The 24,727-nt window shown below is 68.0% G+C and carries 18 protein-coding genes; 9 read left to right on the forward strand and 9 right to left on the reverse strand.

The features are described 5' to 3' along the window. Window positions 1–5: 5 nt before the first annotated feature. The 8 genes from ACLB90_RS16730 to ACLB90_RS16765 all read right to left on the reverse strand — a co-directional run bounded on the left by ACLB90_RS16730 (window position 6) and on the right by ACLB90_RS16765 (window position 6,386). Window positions 6–1,004: a magnesium and cobalt transport protein CorA gene (locus ACLB90_RS16730; RefSeq protein WP_411850521.1), complete on the reverse strand. Its 999-nt coding sequence runs from the start codon at window positions 1,002–1,004 to the stop codon at window positions 6–8. A gap of 15 nt (window positions 1,005–1,019) precedes the next feature. Beyond that, window positions 1,020–2,282, reverse strand: a complete 1,263-nt coding sequence (locus ACLB90_RS16735) for a DUF4105 domain-containing protein (protein ID WP_411850522.1) — start codon at window positions 2,280–2,282, stop codon at window positions 1,020–1,022. A gap of 8 nt (window positions 2,283–2,290) precedes the next feature. Continuing rightward, window positions 2,291–3,172: an HlyC/CorC family transporter gene (locus ACLB90_RS16740; protein WP_411850523.1), complete on the reverse strand. Its 882-nt coding sequence runs from the start codon at window positions 3,170–3,172 to the stop codon at window positions 2,291–2,293. 64 nt (window positions 3,173–3,236) lie between these two features. Then, complete coding sequence (locus tag ACLB90_RS16745; RefSeq protein WP_411850524.1) at window positions 3,237–3,827, reverse strand: hypothetical protein; 591 nt, start codon at window positions 3,825–3,827, stop codon at window positions 3,237–3,239. Window positions 3,828–3,840: 13 nt separating this feature from the next. Continuing rightward, window positions 3,841–4,545: a hypothetical protein gene (locus ACLB90_RS16750; RefSeq protein WP_411850525.1), complete on the reverse strand. Its 705-nt coding sequence runs from the start codon at window positions 4,543–4,545 to the stop codon at window positions 3,841–3,843. Window positions 4,546–4,548: 3 nt separating this feature from the next. Then, the gene (gene ybeY, locus ACLB90_RS16755) at window positions 4,549–5,034 is read right to left on the reverse strand and encodes an rRNA maturation RNase YbeY (RefSeq protein ID WP_411850526.1); all 486 of its coding nucleotides are present in this window, start codon (window positions 5,032–5,034) and stop codon (window positions 4,549–4,551) included. Window positions 5,035–5,090: 56 nt separating this feature from the next. After that, window positions 5,091–5,309: a hypothetical protein gene (locus ACLB90_RS16760; RefSeq protein WP_411850527.1), complete on the reverse strand. Its 219-nt coding sequence runs from the start codon at window positions 5,307–5,309 to the stop codon at window positions 5,091–5,093. A 93-nt stretch (window positions 5,310–5,402) separates the two neighbouring features. Continuing rightward, window positions 5,403–6,386, reverse strand: coding sequence for a PhoH family protein (locus ACLB90_RS16765; protein ID WP_411850528.1), 984 nt, complete (start codon window positions 6,384–6,386; stop codon window positions 5,403–5,405). A gap of 603 nt (window positions 6,387–6,989) precedes the next feature. On the opposite strand from ACLB90_RS16765, the gene ACLB90_RS16770 reads away from it, so the two are divergent. From ACLB90_RS16770 to ACLB90_RS16805, 8 genes are all read left to right on the forward strand, one after another. Further along, window positions 6,990–10,217, forward strand: coding sequence for a type VI secretion system Vgr family protein (locus ACLB90_RS16770; protein ID WP_411850529.1), 3,228 nt, complete (start codon window positions 6,990–6,992; stop codon window positions 10,215–10,217). Window positions 10,218–10,220: 3 nt separating this feature from the next. After that, complete coding sequence (locus ACLB90_RS16775) at window positions 10,221–13,556, forward strand: phospholipase D-like domain-containing protein (protein ID WP_411850530.1); 3,336 nt, start codon at window positions 10,221–10,223, stop codon at window positions 13,554–13,556. After that, the gene (locus ACLB90_RS16780) at window positions 13,553–15,178 is read left to right on the forward strand and encodes a hypothetical protein (RefSeq protein ID WP_411850531.1); all 1,626 of its coding nucleotides are present in this window, start codon (window positions 13,553–13,555) and stop codon (window positions 15,176–15,178) included. The genes ACLB90_RS16775 and ACLB90_RS16780 overlap by 4 nt, the downstream gene beginning before the upstream one ends. Before the next feature lie 57 nt (window positions 15,179–15,235). Next, window positions 15,236–16,870 (forward strand): hypothetical protein, encoded by a 1,635-nt coding sequence (locus ACLB90_RS16785; RefSeq protein WP_411850532.1) that lies wholly within the window; start codon window positions 15,236–15,238, stop codon window positions 16,868–16,870. A 57-nt stretch (window positions 16,871–16,927) separates the two neighbouring features. Next, window positions 16,928–18,562: a hypothetical protein gene (locus ACLB90_RS16790; RefSeq protein WP_411850533.1), complete on the forward strand. Its 1,635-nt coding sequence runs from the start codon at window positions 16,928–16,930 to the stop codon at window positions 18,560–18,562. Window positions 18,563–18,661: 99 nt separating this feature from the next. Continuing rightward, window positions 18,662–19,630: an HlyD family efflux transporter periplasmic adaptor subunit gene (locus ACLB90_RS16795; protein ID WP_411850534.1), complete on the forward strand. Its 969-nt coding sequence runs from the start codon at window positions 18,662–18,664 to the stop codon at window positions 19,628–19,630. Between the two features lie 71 nt (window positions 19,631–19,701). Then, window positions 19,702–20,637 carry an ATP-binding cassette domain-containing protein gene (locus ACLB90_RS16800; RefSeq protein ID WP_411852783.1) on the forward strand — a complete coding sequence of 312 codons (936 nt, stop codon included), beginning with the start codon at window positions 19,702–19,704 and terminating at the stop codon, window positions 20,635–20,637. Next, window positions 20,634–21,749: an ABC transporter permease gene (locus ACLB90_RS16805; RefSeq protein WP_411850535.1), complete on the forward strand. Its 1,116-nt coding sequence runs from the start codon at window positions 20,634–20,636 to the stop codon at window positions 21,747–21,749. Before ACLB90_RS16800 ends, ACLB90_RS16805 begins: the two co-directional genes overlap by 4 nt. 229 nt (window positions 21,750–21,978) lie before the next feature. Here the strand turns inward: ACLB90_RS16805 and miaB are convergent, their stop codons facing one another. Continuing rightward, window positions 21,979–23,424, reverse strand: a complete 1,446-nt coding sequence (gene miaB / locus ACLB90_RS16810) for a tRNA (N6-isopentenyl adenosine(37)-C2)-methylthiotransferase MiaB (protein WP_411850536.1) — start codon at window positions 23,422–23,424, stop codon at window positions 21,979–21,981. A 212-nt stretch (window positions 23,425–23,636) separates the two neighbouring features. Between miaB and ACLB90_RS16815 the strand changes: the two genes are divergently transcribed. Further along, a complete protein-coding gene (locus ACLB90_RS16815; RefSeq protein ID WP_411850537.1) occupies window positions 23,637–24,587 on the forward strand; it encodes a lytic transglycosylase domain-containing protein in 951 nt (316 codons plus the stop codon). Window positions 24,588–24,727: the final 140 nt, after the last annotated feature.

The raw sequence follows: 24,727 nt of genomic DNA on the forward strand, positions 1-24,727 counted from the left end.
CACAACTACAGCCAGCGCACCCGCTTGAACAGCCGATACAGGCCCACGCACACCGCGCCCACGCCGATGATCATCGCCGGGTAGGCCCAGGGCTTGTCGAGCTCGGGCATGTGGGTGAAGTTCATGCCGTACCAGCTGGTGATCAGGGTCGGGGCCGCCAGCAGGGCGGCCCAGGCGCCGAGGCGCTTCACCGTCTCACCCTGGGCCAGGGTGACCAGCGACAGGTTCACGCTCAGCGCGGTGCCCAGCATCTCGCGCAGGGTGTCGATCACATCGCTGATCCGCACCGCATGGTCGTGCACATCGCGCAGGTACAGCTTGACCTCGTCCGGCACCAGTTCGCCCTGGTAGCGTTTGATCTGCGACAGCATGTCCTGCAGCGGGGCCACCGCCATGCGCATCTTGTTGAGCTCGCGCTTGAGCTCGTACAGGCGCACCACGGTCTGGCGCTTGTAGCGGTCGGCGAAGATGTCCTTCTCCAGCAGCTCCAGCGTGTCGCGGTAGCGCTGGGTGATGGGCAGGTAGTTGTCCACCACGAAGTCCAGCACCGCGTACAGGCAATACGAGGGGCCCATACGGCGCAGCAGCTCCGGCTCGCGTTCCACCCGCGCACGCGGGGCGGCGTAGGACAGCGATGCGCCGTGGCGCACCGTGACCAGGAAGCGCGGGCCGAGGAAGGCATGCGTCTCGCCGTACTGGATGCGTTCCTCCACCATCTGCGCGGTGGTCACCACCACGAACAGCGAATTGCCGTATGCCTCCACCTTCGGCCGCTGGTGCGCGTTGCGCGCATCCTCGATGGCCAGCGAGTGCAGGCAGAACTCTTCCTGGAGCTTCAGCAGCACGCTGTCGTCCGGCTCGTACAGGCCCACCCAGACGAAGCCGTTGCCGCTTTCGATCACATCGCTGATCGCGTCCAGGCTGATGTCGTGGCGCTTGCCCTGGTCATCGTAGTGGACGCAGTTGATGACGCAGGCGGGATTGTGGATCGGTACGGTCTGCATGGCGGGCATCGTGCGTCAGCGGGTCGTGACGGGCAAGTCACGGCGGCCCAGTACCCAGGCCAGAGCGAGGTGGATCGGCAGCAGCAGTACGATCCATTGCAGGTTGTACTGCGCCTGCAGGGTCAGCCAGTGCAGTACCAGCCCCAGCGCGGACAGCAGCGCCACCGCCCACAGCACGGCGCGGAATCCACGCCACGGCTGGCGACCGCGCAGCAGGCAGACCGCGCCCGGCAGCAGCAGCAGGCACAGCGGTGAAAGCTGCAGCAGGTTGCGGTTGGCCCAGGCGGCCTGGTGCGCGCTGAAGCCCCACAGGTAGGTCAGCAGGGCACCGGCAATGCCGCAGAACAGCCAGAACGGCAGTGCCACGCCGGCCAGCAGGCGGCGGCGCGGGCGCAGCGCGAGTACACCGGCGGCGGCGATCAGTCCGCACAGCAGCCAGGGCCACCAGCGGCGCGGCGATTCGAGGGGTTCGGGGGCGATCCGGTGTGGCAGCAGCTGCTGCTCGGCCTGCACCAGCGGGCGGCCGTCGCTGTTGCGCGCCTGGCGCAGCGCATCGGCCAGCCGCATCGGCACGAAGGCCTCCTGCCAGCGCGACAGTGGCGCATCGGCGAAGGGCCCGAGGCCGATATCGAAGCCCAGCCACATCCACGGCGACGGCGAGGCCAGCCGCACCGATTCGCTGCGGTAGGTATTGCCGCGCGAGCGCCCGGACAGCTGCGAATGCAGCCCGCCGCCGAGCGCCTGGTCGACCGCGTCGCGGACCATCGTGGCGCAGTTGGCGGTGTAGTAGTCGTAGTGGTAGCGCGCGTTCTCGGGCCTGGCGCGCTCGGCGAGCGACGCGGCCAGCCCGCGCGCCTGCTGCGGGTCCAGATCCAGCCACTGGATGCTGGCGCCGCGACCGCTGTCGCGGTAGTAGGACAGGTCCTGGTCCAGCGGCAGCGCCACCAGGTAGTACATCATCTCGCCGCGCACGAAGCGGCCGATGAAATCCGATTCGGACGGATCGAAATAGCCGAAGTTGTAGGACGTCGCCGCGCCGGTGACCGGGTCCACCACCACCAGCGCGTCGTGACCGAAGCGCTCGAAGAAGATCTCGCCCGGCTGCATGGTCACCACGCCGATGCGCGGTGCGGGCGTGCCGGTATCCGCGAGGGCCGGCGTTGCGGGCGGGGCAGGGGCGTCCTGGGCCAGCGCCACCGACGGCAGGCTGGCCAGGGCAAGCACCCACGACAGGAACAACAGGCGGCACAACGGCCACCGCATCAGCAGGGGCCGCATGGCGTGGGTCAATCCTCGTCCTGTACGTCGGGGGCCAGCACGGTCACGTGGAAGGCCTGCACACGCCGTGCATCGGCGCGTGCCACCCGGAACACGAAGCGGTCCAGGGTCAGCTCGTCGCCGGTTTCGGGCAGGTGGCCGATGGCCTCGGTCACCAGGCCGCCGATCGTGTCGTAGTCATCGTCGGGGAACGCGGCGCCGAAGCGCTCGTTGAAATCCTCGATCGGGGTCAGCGCGTCGACCACGTACTGGCCATCGGCCTGAATCGCGATCTGCGCGGTGTGATCTTCGGCCTCGTCGTGCTCATCGTCGATATCGCCAACGATCTGCTCCAGCACGTCCTCGATGGTGACCAGCCCGGCGACACCGCCGTACTCGTCGACCACGATGGCCATGTGGTTGCGCGAAAGCCGGAACTCCTTCAGCAGCACGTTGAGCTTCTTGGCCTCGGGGATCAGCACCGCCGGGCGCAGCAGCTCGCGGATGTTGGCCGGCCCGTTGTCGGCGACCACGCCGCGCAGCAGGTCCTTGGCCAGCAGGATGCCGAGGATGTCGTCCTTGTTGTCGCCGTGGACCGGGAAGCGCGAATGGCCGGATTCGACCACCTGCTTCATCAGGTCCAGGAAGGGCGCTTCGACCGGCAGGGACACCATCTGCGAACGTGAAATCATCACGTCGCCAACGGTGAGCTCGGCTACCGAGATCGCGCCTTCCATCATGCGCAGGGTGTCGGCGGCGATCAGGCCGTCTTCCTGTGCGGTGTGCAGGACCGCCACCAGCTCGTCGCGGGTGTGGGGTTCGCCGGAGAAGGCAGAGGTCAGGCGTTCCAGCCAGCTGCGCTTCTTCTCGATGTGCTCCGCGGAGGAGCTGCTACTGTCGTCTTCTGACATCTCTGGAAAAAAGGCACCCGGCGAGCCGGGCGTTGGATTTAGTCTAGCAGGATGCGCGGCGCTGTCAGCGCCCCCCGGCAGGGGGCGCATTCACCGACGGGGCGGGCAGGGCGGGCGCGGGTTCCGGCGCCGCCTCCTCCGGCGGCAGGTCCAGGCTGTAGGTGCACCCGGCCAGGGTCTTGCCCGGGTGGGTCTTGACCGTGGACAGGCTCAGGATTACCGATTCGATCAGGGCTTCGCCGGTGTTCGGGTCGGTCACATCGCGGCTGACCAGTTCGTGGCCGGCCATGAACTTGTCCGGGTTGTCCACGGCGGTTTCCAGCTTCAAGGTGCCGGCCAGGGCGCGCGGGTCGGCCAGGTCCAGGATCGCCATGATGCTGGCGCCGGCCACAGCGACGTACTCGGTGCGCTGCCCGAACACCGTCAGCGGGGTGGCCAGGCGGAACTCGGTCATGAACTGGTTGGTCTGCGGCAGCGGCTGCAGGCCGTTGGCCACGGCCTTGAGCGGATCGGCAACCACCGCAGCCACGGCTGCGTAGTCGGCCACGCTCTGGCGGCATTCGATCAGGGCGGGCAGGTCGAGCAGGGGGGCATCGGCGGCGACGGCAGCCAGCGGCAGCAGGGCCATCAGGCCGACAGAGAGTCTGGACAGCATTACCACGGCTCCATCACGAACGGGCAAGGTCGGCAGGGGCGCGCCGCCAGCGGCGGAACGCCCAGCCGACCGCGGTGAGCAGCAGGAACAGCAGCGTCCAGTGCGACAGCCAGGCCTGCACCCGCAAGGCGCCTGCCGCGATCGTCCACAGCTGTGAACCGGCTTGCTCCAGCTGCAGGGCCGCCGCGGGCAGCATGCGCACGCACAGCACCGCCAGCCCGAACAGGAAACCCAGCTGGGCAGCACTGGCGCGGAAGAACGGCTGCTGTTCCGGCGTCGGACGGTCACGGTGCAGACCCCGGTACAGCGTGCGCCATGCCGAGGGCGCGGTCAGCGCGGCCACCAGGCCGAGCACCATCAGGGCACTGACGCCGCCCGGGCTGTGGCTCGGGTCGGATGGGTCGGACAGATAGCGCGGCAGCACGAAGCCGACCACCTGGGTGGCCACCAGGCTGGTGGCGCAGGTCAGGGCGGCGATGATGCGGATGCGGCGCTGCGTGGGCGCGCTCAACCGGGCCCAGGCGGCCCGGCCGCCACGACGCGCCGGTGCCAGCAGGGCCAGCGCCAGCACGGCCAGCAACGCGCAGATGCCGAAACGCACCTCACCCAGGCTGGCCGGCCCCAGCAGGAACACCAGCACACAGCCCAGCAGCGCCAGCACGAACAGCGACGCCGGCCACGGCGAGGGGCTGCGGTCGGACAACGGCTCGGCGCGCATGGCTCAGCGCTCGCCCGCGTAGGGGTCGGCGATGCCGAGTTCCGCCAGGATCTCGCGTTCCAATTGTTCCATTGCGTCGGCTTCCTTGTCGTCTTCGTGGTCCCAGCCCAGCAGGTGCAGCACACCGTGCACGGTCAGGTGCGCGTAATGCGCGTTCAGCGCCTTGCCCTGTTCCTCGGCCTCGCGGGCCACCACCGGCGCACAGACCACCAGGTCGCCCAGCAGCGGGAACTTGACCCCCTTGGGCAGGCCCTCGGGCACGTCGGCAGGGAAGCTCAATACGTTGGTGGCGTAATCCTTGCCACGGTAGTGCCGGTTCAGCGACTGGCCTTCCTTGGCGTCGACCAGGCGGATGGCCAGGTCGGCTTCACGGATGCGGCCCTTCAGCGCGGCGGCCACCCATTTGCGGAAGCTCACCGCCGAGGGCAGCCCGGCACGGGGCAGGGCGTAGCTCACGGCGACATCGAGGCGGACAGGACCCTTGGTCATGGCGATACCGGCAATTCAGAACAGTCAGGAAGCGACAGTATCGCGCGTGCGGGCCGTCACTGCGACGTCCAGTCCGAGGCGCCGTAGTGGATCGGGATGACATCGGCCCCGCGGGTGCGTTCGGCGATGCCGGCAGCCTCGGCCGAGAGGTGGCAGTTGTACCCCTTGTGCACCCTCAACTGGCGGCTTAGTTCGGCGGCGGACTGCGCCGGTGTCGCGTTGACGTCGAGGTTTATGGTGGTATTGGCGCAGTCGCCGATGTTCACCACCTGCATCGCCGGTACCAGGGCGCGCGCGGCGCGGTCGGCGAGTGCATCTGATGAAACATGGCACCCCCTGTGCACGCGTCGATGGGGGTGAGTCTACGACTACTCCGCGCCCGGTTTCACCTGCTGCAGGTCGCGGCGGTCGTAGGCACTGACGATGCGCGCCACCAGCGGATGGCGCACCACATCACGCGCCTCGAAGAAGGTGAAGCTCACCCCTTCCACGTCGCGCAGCACCTCGATCGCGTCGCGCAGGCCGGACTTCACGTGCTTGGGCAGGTCGGTCTGGGTGAGGTCGCCGGTGACCACCGCGGTGGAGCCGAAGCCCAGCCGGGTCAGGAACATCTTCATCTGCTCCACGGTGGTGTTCTGCGCTTCGTCCAGGATCACGTACGCATCGTTGAGCGTGCGCCCGCGCATGTAGGCCAGCGGCGCGATCTCGATGACGTTCTTTTCCAGCAGCTTGATCACCTTCTCCACGCCGAGCATTTCGTACAGGGCGTCGTACAGCGGGCGCAGGTAGGGGTCCACTTTCTGGCTGAGGTCGCCGGGCAGGAAGCCGAGCTTCTCGCCGGCCTCGACCGCCGGGCGCACCAGAATCAAGCGCTGCACGCGCGATTCGTTGAGCGCCTCCACCGCACTGGCCACGGCCAGGAAGGTCTTGCCGGTGCCGGCCGGGCCGATCCCGAAATTGATGTCGTGGGTGGTGATCTGGTGCAGGTAGCGCGCCTGGTTGGCGCCACGCCCGCGCACGGTGCCGCGCTTGACCTTGATCGCCACGTCCTGCGCCTCGTAGGCGCGCTCCACCACGTGCTCGACGTTGGCCTGGTTCAGGCGCAGGTGGATGGCATGCGCGTCGAAGCGCACCTCCGCCGCTTCGGCATACAGCGCCTCGACCAGCGTCTGCGCCTCGTCGACGACGGCCTTCGGGCCGGTGATGCGGAACACATGCCCCCGGTTGGCGATCTCCACGCCGAGCTTGAGCTCGATCTGGCGCAGGTGCTCATCGAAGGGGCCGGCCAGGTTCGCGAGCTGCTCGGTGTTCTCCGGGGCCAGGGTGAAATCGCGTTGGGACAGTGCGGTCATTGCGTCTGGCGGCCCTCGATCCAGGGACCGGGCCGCGGGCAGGGAAAGGGTCTACAGGGTAGCGCGCGCTCCGGGTGCCTGCCAGCGCCGCCGGTTGTCCACACCGGGTGTGGAGGTCTCGTTGGCAAAGCTGTGGATATCCATCGACAGCCCTTGTCCGGGCAGGCGAAAACGACGGTGGCGAAAAAACCGCCGGCCGCGTGGTGGGTTGTCCACACCGGGTGTGGACGCGCAGGCGGTCAACCTGTGGATAGCGTGGGGAGCGCCTTGCGCCGCAAGGGATGTGGTCGGGTGGTCAGGAAATGACCAGCGTCACGCCCGCACACCAGGCGGATTCCCGTAAGGGATTTCTGACATTGGCGTAAGAATTGCACTAAGAGTTCCGCCGGGAGCCGTATGCGGCGGCCATCTGCGATATTCTTGCGCCGGGCAGACCGGTCGACGGATGCGTCCAGCGCACAGGGGGTGCGTGGGCGATCCCGGGTGCGACGCAGTCCGCAGGACATGGAGGTGCACGATGGCAGCCCGCGACCCGGGCAGCCGTGGCGCACGGTGGTTTCTGGACCAATGAGTCGGCCGGATGGCCGCGAATGGACGGGTACGATGCAGGATGCAGTCGCAGTGTTTTCCGCGTTGACAGGCGTGGCAGGGATGGACGGCGAGAGCCGTCCGCATCGCTTGGCGCTGGCCGCTGGCGCGCCGCTGCTGGTGGAGCGCTGGTGGGGTCAGGAACAGCTGTCCGACGGCTTCGAGTGGTGGGTCGACGTGCTGGCCACCGATGCGGACCTGGATCTGGATGGCTGGCTGGGCACGACCGCCACGCTTCGCTCGCGACAGGTGGGTGGGCACGATGCCGTGCGCAGCGGCGTGGTCCGCGAAGCCGCCTGCATCGCCGCCGATGGTGGCCTGGCCCGGTATCGCCTGTGCCTGGTGCCCTGGACCTGGGCGATGGGCCAGGGACGACACAGCCGGGTGTTCCAGGAACGCACGGTGCTGGAGATCCTGCAGAGCGTGATCGACCCCTACAGCGCGCACGCCGCCTGGCGGGTCAGCGATGAAGTGGTGGACTTCCTGGCGGCGGTGCCGGCGCGCAGCTACTGCGTGCAGTACCGCGAGTCGGACCTGGACTTCATGCAGCGCCTGCTGGCCGAGGAAGGGCTGGGCTGGCGCATCGAAGAAGACGAGGGCGCTCCGGCCGGCCACGCGCTGGTGGTGTTCGCCGACAGCGGCGCGCAGGCGCAGGACGCCACCGCCGAGCGTGACGGCGGGCTGCGCTTCCACCGCAGCGATGCCACCGAAGCCACCGACAGCGTGCTGGCACTGGGCCGCACCCAGCGTGTCGGGGTGACCCGGCTGGTGCTGGCCAGCGATGACTACGTCTCGCGCCAGGCCCGCCAGGGGCAGACCCCGGTGCTGGCGGCGCAGCAGGATGGCACCGCACTGGAGGACTATGCGCCGGTGGGTGCCTACGCCTTCGCCGGGCGCGCCGCAGCCGAACACTACAGCCGCCTCGCCGCGCAGGCGCATGAATCGCGTGGCGCGTCCTGGCTGGGCAGCAGCACCGCGCCCAGCCTGCGCGCGGGTACGTGGTTCGGCGTGCGCCAGTGGCCGATGGCCGACCGTGGCGGTTCGCCGTCCGTGCTGGTGACCCGCGTGCTGCACCAGGGCAGCAACAATTTCCCCACCGCCACGCGCGAGGCGCTGCAGCAGCGCCTGGGTGAGCCGATGCCGGCGTCGAGCGGCGCCGACGGCGAGCGTTTTGCCCGCCTCCAGGCCCGTGCCGAATCGCTCGGCTACGCCAATGCGTTCGACGGGGTGGATCGCGGCCAGCCGTGGCGCCCGGCGCGCGAGGATGGCACCGGCCTGCGCCTGAATCCCCGTCCGATCGCGCCGGGCTACCAGACCGCGCGCGTGATCGCGGCCGACGGCAGCGACGCCGGCGAAGTGTCCTGCGACACGCTCGGCCGGATCAAGGTGCGCTTCCATTTCCAGTCCCCGGCCAGCGGCGACGATGGCAGCGCCTGGCTGCGCGTGGCGCAGCGCTATGCAGGCCCGGGCGTGGGCAGCCAGTTCCTGCCGCGCGTGGGGCAGGAAGTGCTGGTGGCCTTCCTCGAGGGTGACATCGACCGGCCACTCGTGGTCGGCGCGCTTTACAACGGCCGCGGCGAAGCCGGCGTCGCCCCCACCCCGGCCGGCGCTTCGGCGTCCTCCGATCTTGCGGCCTATGCGCAGGCAGGCGACACCCTTGCCAGCGCGCAGGGCAATCTGGCCGGTGGCCACGCGCCGGCCTGGCATGCGATGGGCAAGGGGGACGACGCGCACCGCAACGCCGCCGCGCTGTGGGGCATCCAGTCGCGCGAGTGGCATGGTGAAGGCCATTCGCGGCTGGTGTTCGACGACAGCGATGGCCAGTTGCGCCTGCAGTTGTCCACCACCCACGCCAGCTCCCAGCTCAACCTCGGCCATCTGATCCACCAGGCCGACAACTTCCGCGGCAGCCTGCGCGGCGAAGGCAACGAACTGCGTACCGATGCCTGGGGCGCGGTGCGTGCGCGCGCCGGGCTGTGGTTCACCGCACAATCGCGATCGGCACAGGCACCGGCCGGCGAAGCAGCGGCGCAGGCCGCCCTGCTGACCCAGCTGCGTGACCTGGGCAAGGCCCAGGACCAGGCCGCCAAGACGCATCGCAGCGTGGTGCTGGCCAGCCATGCCGGCGTGGCGGGGCAGGGCGACGAACCCGCGCCGCTGGCGCAGCTGCTGCGCAGCACCCGCACCACCGTGGGCGGCGACGCCTTCGACACCGGCCGCACCGATGCGCCGGCCTTCGCCAGCGATGCCGGCCCCGGCCGCCTGCCGCACACCGGTGAGCCCACGCTGGGCCTGTCGGCCAGCGCCGGCATCGCCCAGGTCGCCGGGCAGAGCCTGCACTGGGCGGTTGGCGAGGTGCTCACCCTGGCCAGCGGCCTGGCGTCCGAAGGCATCGTGCAGGGCAGCGCACGCCTGCACGGCGGCCAGGCGCTCGGCGCACTGGCCGCCACGATGGGCACGCCCACCGGGAACAGCCTCAGCGTGGTCAGCGGGCTGGGCGAACTCATCGTGCAGGCCCAGGACAACCAGATCCTGGTGCAGTCGCGGGCCAGTCTGCGCATGGCCAGCGCGTCCGCCGCCGTCGAGCTGGCAGCGCCGACCACGCTGCACGTGGCCACTGCGGGCGGCGCCAGCATCACCCTGGAAGGCGGCAACCTGACGGTTACCTGCCCGGGCACCATCACCGTCCATGCCGGCAGCAAGTCGTTCATCGGCCCGACCAACCTGACCTACCCGCTGCCGACCATGCCGCGCAGCGAGTCGCCCGAGGTGATGCCCACCTTCGCTTTCCGCCTGCAGGACATTCCCGGCCCGCAGGGCGTGGCGCTGGCCGGCCAGCCGTGGAAGATCGTGCGCACCCGCCAGTCGGCCACCGACACCCCCGACAACCTGCACGCGGTGGATGCCGACGAGTGGGTGGAGGTGCTCAAGGAGGGCAGCGCCGACGGCGACGGCAAAGTCGCGTTGGACGATGCCGACTGCAAGGCGGTCTGGGATGCGGTGGCCCGTTTCCCGGGGCGCCTGTATCTGGTGCACGGCATCGACGCGATCCCGCTGCAGATGCGTCAGTTCAGCACCGGCCCGGGGGTCCGCGAAATGGTGGAAACCCTGGATGCCAACAACTACAGCAAGGATCTCCAGCTGCTGCCCGACAGCGACGCGCTGCGCGCCATCCGCCATCGGATCGAGTACGAGTTCCAGTCCCAGTTGACCGCTACGCCCAAGCAGCGCAAGGAGATCTGAGTCATGGCCGATGGGACCAACACCAGCACCGTCGCGCGCAACGCGCTGACCTGCCAGACCGGCCAGCAGAGCACGTCCAGCCGTGACTACTACGCGCCGGCCGATCGCCAGTTCGCGCCGATCCGCCAGGGCAACGCCGTCAAATCCTTCACCGATGGGCGCTCGGCCATGCATGCGATGGCCGAGGCCATCCGCGGTGCGAAGAAGTTCATCTTCATCGCCGACTGGCAGATGAACTTCGACACGGAGCTGACAGGGCGCGGAGAAAAAGAGCATCGCGGGCGCCTCAGCGAGCTGCTGTTCGACGCCATCAACCTGCGTGGCGTCGACGTGCGCGTGCTGCTTTACGACAGCATCGAGGCCGCTGCCTACACGCATGAGAATGAAGCCCGGACCGCGCTATACAAGATGCGCGACGACAACACCCCGGGCAACATTGAAGTGGGTCTGCACAACCCGGCCACCGGCCGCTCCGACGCGTTCAACATCGCGTTCTCGCACCACCAGAAGATTCTGGTGATCGACGGCAAGATCGGTTTCGTCGGCGGTCTGGACGTCGCGCATGGCCGCTGGGACGACGGCAACTTCGACGTGGTCTGCGACCCGGCGCTGCACGTCATCAACGATCACTACAACAACAGCGTGACCAAGGCGCGCGGCATGACCGGGGACGAGTGGGAGCTCACCCGCGACGTCATGGATACCGGCCCCGATGCGACCGGCCGGATGCGGCCGGGGTTCGCGGCGGCCTACCTGCCCAACATCGCCACGGCGATGGACCTGCTCAAGGAGCAGTGGGAGAAGGGGGCCGCCCTGGCGGAAATCCTCGACTACGCCGACAAGGCCGGCATTCCCGACGCCGCCGAGCATGCGGTGACGGAGAAGATCCGCGGCCTGGTCATTCCGGGCTACTCCACCGCCACCAGCCTGGTGCAGACGCTGGGCACCCTGCTGGAGGGCATCCAGAAGAGCCTGGCGCAGGCCGATCTGAAGTACTCGGAGGTCATCGCCTCCGGCAACCGCAGCTACGACGAACTGGGCAAGGGCAATGTCAGCGGCGCGGCCGACCATGCGTTGAATGCGGCCAAGGCCTTCGTCGACATCCAGGCCAAGGGGTTCATGGCGCGCTGGGATGAGCTGAAGGCGACCGTCGAGGCCGTCCGCGAGACCGGCGGCAAGGTGATCGACCGGGCGGGCGACTACATCGATGATCCGTCGGAAATCGGCAAGGACGTGGACAAGCTCAAGGCGGCTGCGCTGGACGCGCTGCAGAAGGCCAAGGATGCGTTCCTCGCCTTCGAGAAGTGGCTCAACGAGCCGATCGACCGCGCGCAGATGCTGCTGGATGCGGGGCGCCACGCGCGCATGCCCTGGCAGGACGTGCACGCCCGCCTGGAAGGTCCGGCGGTGTCCGATATCTGCCGCAACTTCATGCACCGCTGGAACGCGATGGTGTGGCAGAACCAGCGCGGCGACCGGGCGGCGGGGCAGAAGATCCGCGACGCCACCAACGCGGGCATCCGTACCGCCAACCGGATCGGTGCCGCCATCCCCGAGCAGGTTTCGTTGGCACGCGGCCGCGAACTGACGCCGCTGTCCGGCAAATGGCTGGAGGCGATGGGCGGGCGCCAGGCGCTGTTTGGCGACGTGTCGCGGCCCGGCAGCGCCGGTGGCGTCACCGTGCAGGTAGTGCGCTCGTCCGGCACGGCGCTGCACGCGATGGAGCGCGAGGCCTGCAAGGAGCATGGCCTGGACATGAACGATCCCGGGTTGAGCCCCTATTGGGACCGGAATCAGCCGATGCGCTCCATCCAGGATGCGATGCTCAACTGCATCGAATCCGCCCAGGCCTATGTCTATGTGGAAACGCAGTTCCTGATTTCCGACTGCGGCTTCTCCGATGCCGAGCCCGGTCGAAAGCTGGACACCATCATCACCGGCGGCCGCCGCGGCGAGTTGACCCCGGCGCAGGACAAGAAAGCCAAGATCGCCGACCGCGGACTGGGCGCCACCCAAGGCGTCGCCGATCGGCTGGGTGCCGGCAACGCGATCAAGGACATCCGCGAATTCCGGCAGGGCCAGCCATCGGCGGCGCACAACAAGCTGGTGGCCACGCTGGCTTCGCGCATCATCAAGGCGATCGGCTGCGGCCAGGACTTCCACGTTTACGTGACCTTGCCGGTGCACCCGGAAGGCAGTCTGTTCGATGGCGCGGTGCTCAAGCAGCAGTACTGGGTGCAGCAGAGCCTGCTGCGTGGGCGCGACAGCCTCATCCGGCAGATAGCGCGCGCGCTGGTGGCACGCAAGCTGAAGATCCGCCGCGAGAGCGTGAGCGAAGCCGACCTGCGCGCGGCGGTCGCCGAAGGCGGCTGGAAGGACTACCTGACCATCCTCAACCTGCGCAGCTATGGCGTGTTGAAGGACACCAACCACGACAACTACCGCAGTGCGCCGCCAACCGCCGAGGGCAGCAGCGCGAACCCGCCGGTCTACCTGGTCACCGAGCAGTGCTACGTGCACTCCAAGCTGCTGATCGTCGACGATGCGGTGGCCATCATCGGCAGCGCCAACTGCAACGACCGCAGCCTGGAAGGCACCGGTGACACCGAGATCGCGGCCGTCATCGTGGACACGGAGAACAAGGTGCGCAACCTGGGCAACGGCGCGATGGTGGTGACGCGTACGTTCGCGCGCGACCTGCGCCTGCGGCTCTGGAAGAAGTTCCTGGGGAAGTCCATCGAGACGGGGGCTGTGCCGGGCCGTGTCGCCAAGGACGAGGGGTATACCAATATGGCGGGAAGTGCCTATCACCCGCCGATCCGGCCGAACGCGGACGACGTGTCCTTCATCGAGCAACCGGCCAGCCGCGCTTGCTGGCAGGCGATCCAGAAGCTCGCCGATGCCAATGCGGCGGCCTTTGAAGAGGTGTTCCAGAACGTACCGCGCAACAGCATGGGTACCTACGATGCGGTCTTCCAGGGCTTTGCCACGGCCGGCATGGACGAGAAGCGCGAGAAGGTGCGACGCTACATCTACGCCCAGCCTTCGGACCTGCAGGCGGGCTACATGTCGGTTCCAAGTGTGATGGAAGGCGAGGTAACCCGGACCGTGGGGCGCCACAATGTCAGCAAGGGCCTTGCGCGGCTGCGCGACGGTGCAGCGGCGGTAAAGGGGTTCTGGGTGACGATGCCGCTGGAGTGGGGTCACAACATGGACGACCCTGCCGCCGCAATGCCCAACCAGATCATCGCCGCCGTGCCGACGCACCGTGGCATCCACGACGAAGGAACACGCATGGCATCGGTCAACCCGATCAAGACGGGCACGGAACAGGTATGAGGTTCAAGCGCTGCGTGACGGGGGCGGTGTCGATCGCAATGGGGGCCGTGGCGTTCCAGGCGGCGGCCGCCTGCACGGACCGGTCCGATCCGCTGGCGTCGCCCGTCGCGGGCGTGACGCTGATGTTCAACGACGGCGCCGGCGCGCGGGTAATGCTGCAGCACGGCCAGATCCAGGAGGACGGCCGTCTGCGGCCGCCTGCACTGGTGCCGTCCGCCGCCAGCCTCGCGGCGGGCCGGTTCGGTCCGGCCGAGGGCCAGGTGGCCTATCTGGAATCGGATGGCAAGGGCGGCCAGCGCGTGTGCCGGCTGGAGCAATGGGAGAGCCGGGTCTACAGTCCCCTGGAGCGCCCGCAGCCGGATGGCAAGCCCGGTTTGCGTCGCGCCCCTGCCGGCAAGGTGCAGGCGGCTGCACCGCGTCCCATGCCCGGGCAGGAGGGAAATCCGATCCTGGCCAAACTGACTCCCCACTATTTCATGACCCGCGTCGACGCCTTTTTCTACGACGCGGGTGGGCACCTGGTCGAGGCACGCATGCATGAGACGCCGGACATCACGGTGGCCAGCAATCACACCGCGCGCTCCGTGGTGGCCGACCGGTTGACCTTCTGTGCCCGCTACGATGCGCAGGGCCGGATGACGATGGCCAGCGGTCCGAGCGAAGCAGTGAGCCTCCAGCCGGGCTTCCAGTGCAGCCAGGTCGCGCCGGACACGGCGGCGATGTCCACGTATGCCTACTATCCCGACGGTACGCTGTTGTCGCATCTGCGCACCCCGGGCCCCGGGCAGGCGGACGACGACACGGCGTCGCAGCCGCAGGGCGCGCGCGGCCGCGGGCAGGGCAACGCGTGGCTGAAAGGCAAAGACGCCAAGCGCGAAGAAGCACTGTTCAATTTCATTCCGAAGCAGGGCATCTACACGTTCGCCACGCATGACATGGGATTTGCCGCCTTCGATGCCCAGCCGCTCTACCAGCAGCGGAGCGCGGACGGCAGCGCCAAGCTGGCATACGACTTCCCGACCCAGCCGGTCCCGCTTTCGGTCATTGATGATCAGTTCGCTTCGCTGGACAAGTACCCGCGCGTACGCACCTATCCGCATCGCAGCGGTTCCACGGTGATGGAGTTCTTCGACGCCAACCGTCGCATGCCGCGCCAGCGGCAATGGCGCAGCGCGGATCTGAATCGGCAGGAGATGTACGGTGCGGACGGGAAGCTCACACGCGTGATCCTCAACGGTGCGTCGCCGCAGGATGCCGCCCGGGAAGATCTCAAGCGCTATGCGGAGAGCGGCGTACTGAAGGTCACGCCCACCACCAGCGGTTACGCGAGCTATCGCGTCTACGACTACGACGCCAAGGGCAAGGAAAGCCTCGTCTTCGTCTGTTGGCAGCACGATGTGCCCAGCAACAGGCCGCTGCGCCACTTCCCGTGGTGGACGCCGGATCCCACGCCCAAGCGCAGCAAGGAAGATGCCCTGATCTACGGCATGAAGAACGTCGCCAACCGCTGCGGCACACCGGACGGAAAGATGCTGATCCAGGGGCTGGCGCAGATCGACGCGTACATGGCCAAGCAGTACGGCTACGACGTGGAGAAGCTGAGCTACGACGAGGTGCGGTAAGGCATCGCAGGCACATCGACCCGCACCGGAGACGAGATGGCTTGGTCTGCATCAGCTGTGAGCGTGAAGCCCGGTGTGCTGGGTCTGCTGGTGGTGGCACTTTGGGCTACCTCGGCGCGGGCAGGCGCGGCCTGCTCGGACCGCACCGATCTCCTGAGCTCACCCGTTTCAGGCGTGAGCCTGTTGTTCAATGGAGGGGCGCGGGACAGGGTGATGTTGCGGGGGCAGCGCTTCGACGGCGAAGGCAGTCTTCGTGTTCCCAGAATGATGCCGGCAGTGGCGGAACTGAAACAAGGCAAGTTCGGCCCCGCCGGTGGCCAGGTCGTGTATCTGGAGCCCGATGGCGGCGGCGGTCAGCGTGTGTGCCGTCTGGAGCAATGGGAGAATCGGGTTCACAGTCCGATGGAACGTCCGCAGCCAGACGGAACGCCTGGCCTGCGTCGAGACGAAAACAGCATCGTACGGGCGGTCCCTTACCGTGCCGTGCCCGCGCAGGAGAGGAATCCGATCCTTGCCAAGCTCACTCCGCACTACTACATGACACGTGCCGAGGCTTATTTCTATGACCAAGCGGGCAGTCTGGTCGAAGCGAGGTTGCAGGAAACCGCGGACGTAAACGCGCTGAGCCCACGCTTGCCCAAAACGTTGATGCTGGATCGTCTTGCCTTCTGCGCGGAATACAACGCCAAGGGGCAGTTGATCTCGACCACGGGGAACATGAGTGAGACATTGAGCAAGGTGCCCGGCGCGCAGTGCGCGGGGCTTCAGGTCGGAGAGGTGGCCCTTTACACCTACCGCTATTACGCCGATGGAGCCCTGCTGGCAGAATTCCGAACGCCGCAGAGGAAGAAGGAGGATGACGGCCTCGATGCACGCGATGCACCGGGGGAGTGGCGTGGACAGGGCAATGCGTGGCTTGATGTCACGGGGCCGGCAGGGGGGCGGAAGGACGTGTTCTTCGGCTTCTTCAAGACAAAGGGCATCTACAGTCTGTCCACCGAATATATGGGCTTTGCCGCGTATGACGCGCAGCCGCTATACAAGGAGCTCTCGAGCAATGGGTTCAAGAAGTTGCAGTACGACTTCCCGACCCAGCCGGTCCCGCTCTCGGTTGTTGACGACCAGTTCGCTTCACTCGACAAGTACCCGCGCGTACGCACCTATCCGCATCGCAGCGGTTCCACGGTGATGGAGTTCTTCGACGCCAACCGTCGCATGCCGCGCCAGCGGCAATGGCGCAGCGCGGATCTGAATCGTCAGGAGATGTACGGCGCGGACGGCGGACTGACCCGCGTAATCCGTTACGGCGGCATGTCGCAGGAGGTTGCCCGGGAAGATCTCAAGCGCTACGCGGAGAGCGGCGTACTGAAGGTCACGCCCACCACCAGCGGTTACGCCAGCTATCGCGTCTACGACTACGACGCCAAGGGCAAGGAAAGCCTCGTCTTCGTCTGTTGGCAGCACGATGTGCCCAGCAACAAGCCGCTGCGCCACTTCCCGTGGTGGACGCCCGATCCCACGCCCAAGCGCAGCAAGGAAGATGCCCTGATCTACGGCATGAAGAACGTCGCCAACCGCTGCGGCACGCCGGACGGAAAGATGCTGATCCAGGGGCTGGCGCAGATCAATGCGTACATGGCCAGCCAGTACGGCTATGACGTGGAGAAGCTGAGCTATGACGAGGTACGGTAAGGCATCGCAGGCACATCGACCCGCACCGGAGACGAGATGGCTTGGTCTGCATCAGCTGTGAGCGTGAAGCCCGGTGTGCTGGGTCTGCTGGTGGTGGCACTTTGGGCTACCTCGGCGCGGGCAGGCGCGGCCTGCTCGGACCGAGCGGATCTCCTCGCTTCGCCCGTGTCGGGCGTGAGCCTGTTGTTCAACGAGGCCGGACGTCAGCGGATTACATTGCAGTGGCCTCAGGTTCAAGGCGACGGCAGTCTGCGTGTTCCAGCACTACTCCCAGCTGTCGCCGACCAGCACCAAGGCAGGTTTGGTCCGACTGAGGGCCAAGTGGTGTATCTGGAGCCCGATGGCAGCGGTGGTCAGCGCGTGTGCCGTCTGGAGCAATGGGAGAATCGGGTTCACAGTCCGATGGAACGTCCTCGGCCAGACGGCGCGCCTGGCCTGCGTCGAGACGAGAGCGGCAACATGGGGGCGGTCCCTTATCGTGCCGTGCCCGCGCAGGAGAGGAATCCGATCCTGGCCAAGCTCACTCCGCACTACTACATGACACGTGCCGAGGCATATTTCTATGACCAAGGGGGTCATCTGGTCGAAGCGAGGTTGCAGGAAACCGACGACGTAAATGCGCTGAGCCCACGCTTTCCCAAGACCTTGATGCTCGATCGCCTTGCGTTTTGCGCGGACTACAACGCCAAGGGGCAGTTGATCTCCACGACGGGGGGTATCAACGAGACATTGACCACTGTGCCGGGTGCTCAATGCGCGGAACTTCAGGTCGGTGATGTGGCCATCTCCAGCTACCGCTATCACGCTGACGGGACCTTGCTGGCGGAACTGCGGGCACCTCGCAAAAAGGAAGAGGACAATGGCCTCGATGCACGCGAAGCACCGGGGAAGTGGCGCGGGCAGGGCAATGCCTGGCTCGATGCCACCGGGCCCGGTGGTGGGCGGAAGGGCGTGTTCTTTGGCTTCTTCAAGACGAAGGGCATCTATAGCCTGTCCACCGAGTACATGGGCTTTGCCGCATATGACGCGCAGCCGCTGTACAAGGAGCTCTCCAGCGACGGGTTCAAGAAGCTGCAGTACGATTTTCCGAACCAGCGGGTCCCACTCTCCGTCATCGACGACCAGTTCGCTTCACTCGACAAGTACCCGCGCGTACGCACCTATCCGCATCGCAGCGGTTCCACGGTGATGGAGTTCTTCGACGCCAACCGCCGCGCGCCACGCCAGCGGCAATGGCGCGGCGCGGACCTGAACCGCCAGGAGATGTACGGCGCGGACGGCAGACTGACCCGCGTAATCCATTACGGCGGCATGTCGCAGGAGGTTGCCCGGGAAGATCTCAAGCGCTACGCGGAGAGCGGCGTACTCAAGGTCACGCCCACCACCAGCGGTTACGCGAGCTATCGCGTCTACGACTACGACGCCAAGGGCAAGGAAAGCCTCGTCTTCGTCTGTTGGCAGCACGATGTGCCCAGCAACAAGCCGCTGCGCCACTTCCCGTGGTGGACGCCCGATCCCACGCCCAAGCGCAGCAAGGAAGATGCCCTGATCTACGGCATGAAGAACGTCGCCAACCGCTGCGGCACGCCGGACGGAAAGATGCTGATCCAGGGGCTGGCGCAGATCAATGCGTACATGGCCAAGCAGTACGGGTATGACGTGGAGAAGCTGAGCTACGACGAGGTGCGGTAAGGCGGCCGCGGCGACGCCGAGCCGGTCCGCGCCTCCTTCACGGCTGACCACCGGGTCGCGAGGCAGCATGGTGCGGTCCGCACCGATCCGGTACCTGTGATGGCTGCTTCGCTCTGCTCCCGCCTGCTTCGCCTCGGTGTGCCGGCGGCACTGCTGCTCGCCGCCTGCCGGCCGGCGCCCCCCGAGGCCCTGGGCACGCTCGAATGGGACCGGATCACCGTGCCGGCGCCTGCGGCCGAAACCATCGTGGCGGTGTCGGTGCGCGAAGGCCAGCGCGTGCCGGCCGGTGCGCCCCTGCTGCAACTGGAGACCACCCGCACGGCCGCGCAGATGGCCGCGCTGCAGGCGCAGTCGCAGCGCGCCGGTCAGGCACTGGAAGAACTCGAACACGGGCCACGGGTGGAGGAGATCGCCCAGGCGCGGGCCAATCTGGCCGCTGCCAAGGCGCAGGCGGTGGACGCGGCGGCCTACTATGCGCGGCTGCAGCCGCTGGGCCGGCAGCGCCTGGTGGCTGCTGCCGACGTGGATCGCGCCCGCGCCGCTGCCGGCAATGCCAACGGCCTTGTCCGGGCGGCCGAGCAGATCCTGCTGGCGCTCGAGCACGGCACGCGCGCCGAGCAGGTCGGGCAGGGCGCGGCGTCGCTGGAGGCCGCGCAGGCGCAGCAGGCCGAGCAGGCCGTGACCCTGCGCAAGCTGGCGCTGGTTGCGCCGCGCGCCGGCGTGGTCGACGCGCTGCCGTATCGGCTCGGCGACCAGGCCCCGGTTGGCGCACCGCTGGCGGTGCTGCTGGTGGGCGAGCATCCCTATGCTCGGGTCTATCTGCCGTCGCCGCTGCGACCGTCGGTGGCCGTGGGCTCGGGCGCGCAGGTGTACGTGCAGGGACGCGAGGCGGCATTGTCCGGGCGGGTCCGCGCGGTCCGCAGCGACCCGGTGTTCACCCCTTACTACGCGTTGACCGGCGACGACGCAGCCCGCCTGAGCTATCTGGCCGAGATCGAACTGATCGACACCGATGCCGCCACGCTGGCGCGACTGCCGGCCGGGCTGCCGGTGCGGGTGACGTTCTGATGGCCGTCGATGCCGTCGCCACCCAGCGGTCCGCGCCGGCAACGGGCAAGGGCGGGCAGGACGACCTGGCCATCCGGGCGCGCGGGCTGACCAAGCGCTTCGGTGCACTGGTGGCGGTGGACCATGTGGACCTGAGCGTGCCGCGCGCCACTGTCTACGGCTTCCTCGGCCCCAATGGGTCGGGCAAGTCCACCACCATCCGCATGCTGTGCGGGCTGCTGACCCCGTCCGAGGGCGACATCGACGTACTCGGCCTGCGCATTCCGGAGCAGGCCGAAGCGCTGCGGCGGCGCATCGGCTACATGACCCAGCGGTTCTCGCTGTTCGAGGACCTGACCGTGCGCGAGAACCTGGAGTTTCTCGCGGCGGTGCAGGACATTCCGCGCGCCGACGCACGGCGGCGCATCGAGGAACTGGTCGAGCAGTACCACTTCCAGGACCGCCAGGCGCAGTTGGCCGGCACCCTGAGTGGCGGCCAGAAACAACGGCTGGCCCTGGCCGGCGCGGTGATCCAATCGCCGGAGCTGCTGTTCCTGGACGAACCCACCAGTGCGGTGGACCCGGAGTCGCGGCGCGACTTCTGGGAAAAGCTGTTCGACCTGGCCGACGCCGGCACCACGCTGCTGGTGTCCACGCATTACATGGATGAAGCCGAGCGCTGCCATCGCCTGGCGATTCTGGACCGGGGCATGCTGGTGGCCGATGGCACCCCCGCAACCCTGACCGCCGCATTGGCGGGACGTACGTTGGCGGTCTCGGCGACGCAGCCGCGACAGGCGCAACGGTTGCTGGCCGCCGTGCCCGGCGTGCTCAGCGTGGCGCAGATCGGCAACAGCCTGCGGGTGCTGCTGGCGGCGCAGGACGATGCGCAGGGCAGGCTCGAGGCGGCCCTGCGCGCCGGCGGCCAGCAGGCCGAGGTGACGCCGGTGGAGGCCAATCTGGAAGATGTGTTCGTCTCGGCCACGCGCGGGCGCGAGGATGGACACGCCGGGGACGCGGCGGCATGAGCCTGCGCCGGCTCTGGGCCATCATTCTCAAGGAGCTGCGGCAGATGCGCCGCGACCGCATCACCCTGGCGATGATCGTCGGCATTCCGGTGATGCAACTGGTGCTGTTCGGGTATGCGATCAACCTCAATCTGCGCAATCTGCACACCGGTATTGCCGATCAGGCCGGGACCGCCGCCTCACGCGCGCTGGTGATGGACATGGTGGCGACCGGCGTGATCACCCCCACCCTGGCCGCGCGGACCCCGGACGAACTGATGGCGGCGCTGCGGCACGGCCGGATCAGCATTGGCGTGGTGATCCCGCCCGACTTCGAACGCCGCCGCTTCGAGGGCCGCGAGGCCGTGCAGGTGCTGGTGGATGGCAGCGACACCGTCGTGCAGAGCGCGGCGGTCCAGCTGGCGCAGGTGCCGCTGGACAACCAGCCGCTGCGCAACGACCGGCCGCTGCGCAGCGGCGCCGTGGCCGGGGGCGGTCAGATCAGCGTGGTGGCGTTCTACAACCCGCAGCGGCGCTCGGCAGTGAACATCGTGCCCGGCCTGATCGGCATCATCCTGACCATGACGATGGTGATGTTCACAGCGGTGGCGATCGTGCGCGAACGCGAGCGCGGCAACATGGAACTGCTGATCGCCACCCCGTTGAGCCGCAGCGAGCTGATGATCGGCAAGGTGTTGCCGTACGCGGCGATCGGACTGATCCAGACGACGCTGGTGCTGCTGCTGGGCCTGTGGCTGTTCGAGGTGCCGATCCGCGGCAGCGTGGTGGACGTCTATCTGGCAGCGATCCTGCTGATCACCGCCAACCTCACCCTGGGCCTGCTGATCTCGACCAAGGCGCAGTCGCAGTTCCAGGCCATGCAGATGACCATGTTCGTGTTCCTGCCGTCGATCCTGCTGTCCGGCTTCATGTTCCCGTTCGCCGGCATGCCGCGCCCGGTGCAATGGCTGGCCGAGGTGCTGCCGCTGACGCACTTCCTGCGCCTGATCCGCGGCATCATGCTGCGCGGCGCACGGATCTGGGAGCTGTGGCCGGAAGTGCTGGCGCTGCTCGCCTTCATCGCGGTGATGATGACCCTGGCGATCCTGCGCTTCCGCAAACGCCTGGATTGAGCGCACCGCAATGGTAGATGCCGACCGCCAGCCGGCATTGCAGTGGTAGTGCCGACCGCCGGCCGGCATTGCAGTGGTAGTGCCGACCGCCGGCCGGCATTGCAGTGGTAGTGCCGACCGCTGGTCGGCATGCAGTGGTAGTGCCGACCGCTGGTCGGCATTGCAGTGGTAGTACCGACCGCTGGTCGGCATTGCAGTGGTAGCGCCGACCGCTGGTCGGCACGCTCCATCAGGCGACGACCAACCGCCCCCGCAGCGAATTGCTGTACGCCTCGGTGATCTGCACATCAACGAACTGGCCGATCAGGCGCGGGTGCCCCGCGAAGTTCACCGAGCGCATGTTCTCGCTCTTGCCGGTCAGCTCGTCCGGGTTGCGCTTGGACGGGCCTTCCACCAGCACGGTCTGCACCGTGCCGACCATCTTCTCGGAGATCGCCGCGGCCTGCTCGTTGATCCGCGCCTGCAGGCGCGACAGGCGCGCGTGCTTTTCAGCATCGCTGATCGTGTCTTCCAGATCGGCGGCCGGCGTGCCGGGGCGGCGCGAGTAGATGAACGAGAAGCTCTGGTCGAAGCCGATGTCTTCGATCAGCGTCATGGTCTTCTCGAAATCGGCCTCGGTCTCGCCCGGGAAGCCGACGATGAAGTCCGAGCTGATCGAGATGTCCGGCCGCACCGCGCGCAGCTTGCGGATCTTGGACTTGAACTCCAGCGCGGTGTAGCCCCGCTTCATCGCCGACAGCACCCGGTCGCTGCCGGCCTGCACCGGCAGGTGCAGGAAGTTGGCCAGCTGCGGCACGTCGCGGTAGGCGTCCACCAGCGAGTCGCTGAATTCCAGCGGGTGCGAGGTGGTGAAGCGGATCCGGCCGACGCCGTCGATCTCGGCGATGGTGCGGATCAGCAGGCCCAGGTCGGCGAACTCGCCGTCGCCGTACGGCCCCCGGTAGGCGTTGACGTTCTGGCCCAGCAGGTTGATCTCACGCACGCCCTGTGCGGCCAGCTGCGCCACTTCCACCACCACGTCCTCGAACGGGCGGCTGACCTCGGTACCGCGGGTGTAGGGCACCACGCAGAACGAGCAGTACTTGGAGCAGCCTTCCATGATCGACACGAACGCCGAGCCACCGTCGGCGCGCGGTTCGGGCAGGCGGTCGAACTTCTCGATTTCCGGGAAGCTGATGTCGACCTGGGACTTGCCCGATGCGCGGCGCTGGCGGATCAGCTCCGGCAGGCGGTGCAAGGTCTGCGGGCCGAACACCAGGTCCACGTGCGGGGCACGCTTGATGATCGCCTCGCCCTCCTGCGAGGCCACGCAGCCGCCCACGCCGATGATCACGCCCCGGCCGTTGTTCTTCAGCGCCTTCCAGTAGCCGAGCTGGCTGAACACCTTTTCCTGCGCCTTCTCGCGGATCGAGCAGGTGTTCATCAGCAGCACGTCGGCCTCGGACGGGTCGTCGGTCAGCTCCAGCCCTTCTTCGGCAGCCAGCACGTCGGCCATCTTGGCCGAGTCGTACTCGTTCATCTGGCACCCGTGGGTCTTGATGTACAGCTTGCCGCGGACGGGGCCGGTGACGGCCGGCCTGGCGCCGGGCAGCGGCAGCAGGTCGGGGCGGGGAGTGGTGGAGGGCACGGCGGAGCCGGCCGAAGTCGGCACGGTCGAAGCTGGCGTCCCGGTCATGGCGCTTATTCCAGTCGGGTGGGCGGGCAGGCAGCCGGAAAGGCTGCGGTGAGCCGCCCATTGTACCGGGGAACCGCCCGCCGGGCCGGCCGCCGTCGCGCGCCCCTGGCGACGGTCGCAGCCGCTCCAATCCGTGACGTGCATCGGGTCCCGGGGCGGCCAGCTGCGTCAAAGGCTTGGCAAGTCGCGGCGAAACGGAGACACTCCGCCCCATGAAGGGGATCTTGGGGATCTTTGCGCTGGCCTTGGCTGCGCTGACCGCTGTGCCGGCCAGTGCGGGCACGCTGTACAAGTGCGTGGGTGCCGACGGCATTCCCAGCTACGTGAGCAAGCGCGTCTCCGCCGCCAGCTGCAGTGTGGTCAGCAACTACCGTCCCGACCGCAGCGCGCCCCGCCGCCAGGCCGTGCCCGCGCCCGTCGCGCCACCCGCGGCGGCACCGGTTGCGCCTGCGGTGGCGGTTGCCCAGGCCGATGGCGCCAACGCCGGCACTGCGATCACCGCCACCGCATCGGCAGCGCCGGCGGCGACCGTCCTCAGCGCGCCGTCCGCCCCCGCCGCGCGCACGGGCAAGGCCCAGCGCGTGGTCAACGGGCAGGTCTACACCTATATGAAGGACGGGGTGCGCCACTACACCAGCGCCCGCCCGGCCCAGGTGGCCAGCCTGGGCCAGGTGCGCACCATCCATTACAGCTTCATCGAGCGCTGCTATGCGTGCGGTGCCAATCCGGGCGTCAACTTCGGCTCGGTGCGGCTCAATACGACCGCCTTCCAGGCCGAGATCGCCGCGGCCGCGCGCGAGTTCGGGGTGGAGGAGGCCGTGGTCCGCGCCATCATCCACGCCGAGTCGGCCTACAACCCCACCGCGCTCAGCCGCGCCGGCGCGCAGGGCCTGATGCAGTTGATGCCGCCCACCGCCCGCCGCTTCGGGGTGACCGACTCGTACGATGCCGCGCAGAACATCCGCGGTGGCGTGCAGTATCTGTCGTGGCTGCTCAAGCGCTTCAACGGCAACCTGACCCTCGCCGCCGCCGGCTACAACGCGGGCGAGGGGGCGGTGGACCGTCATGGCGGCGTGCCGCCCTATAGTGAAACCCAGTACTACGTGAAGCGCGTGGCCCTGCTGGCCGACCGCTATCGGGGCGTGACAGCATCCACGCAGTAGTGCCCGCGGGCCGGCTCCCCGCACACCGAGACCGTCCGGTAGTGCCGGCCGCTGGCCGGCTCCTGGTACCTTCAAGCATCCCGCAGAGCCCGCCATCGGCCGGCACGACGGTTTCGTGCTTGACAGGTGTTCGGCGGATG

Source organism: Stenotrophomonas sp. LGBM10, assembly GCF_046736075.1.
Lineage (GTDB): Bacteria > Pseudomonadota > Gammaproteobacteria > Xanthomonadales > Xanthomonadaceae > Stenotrophomonas.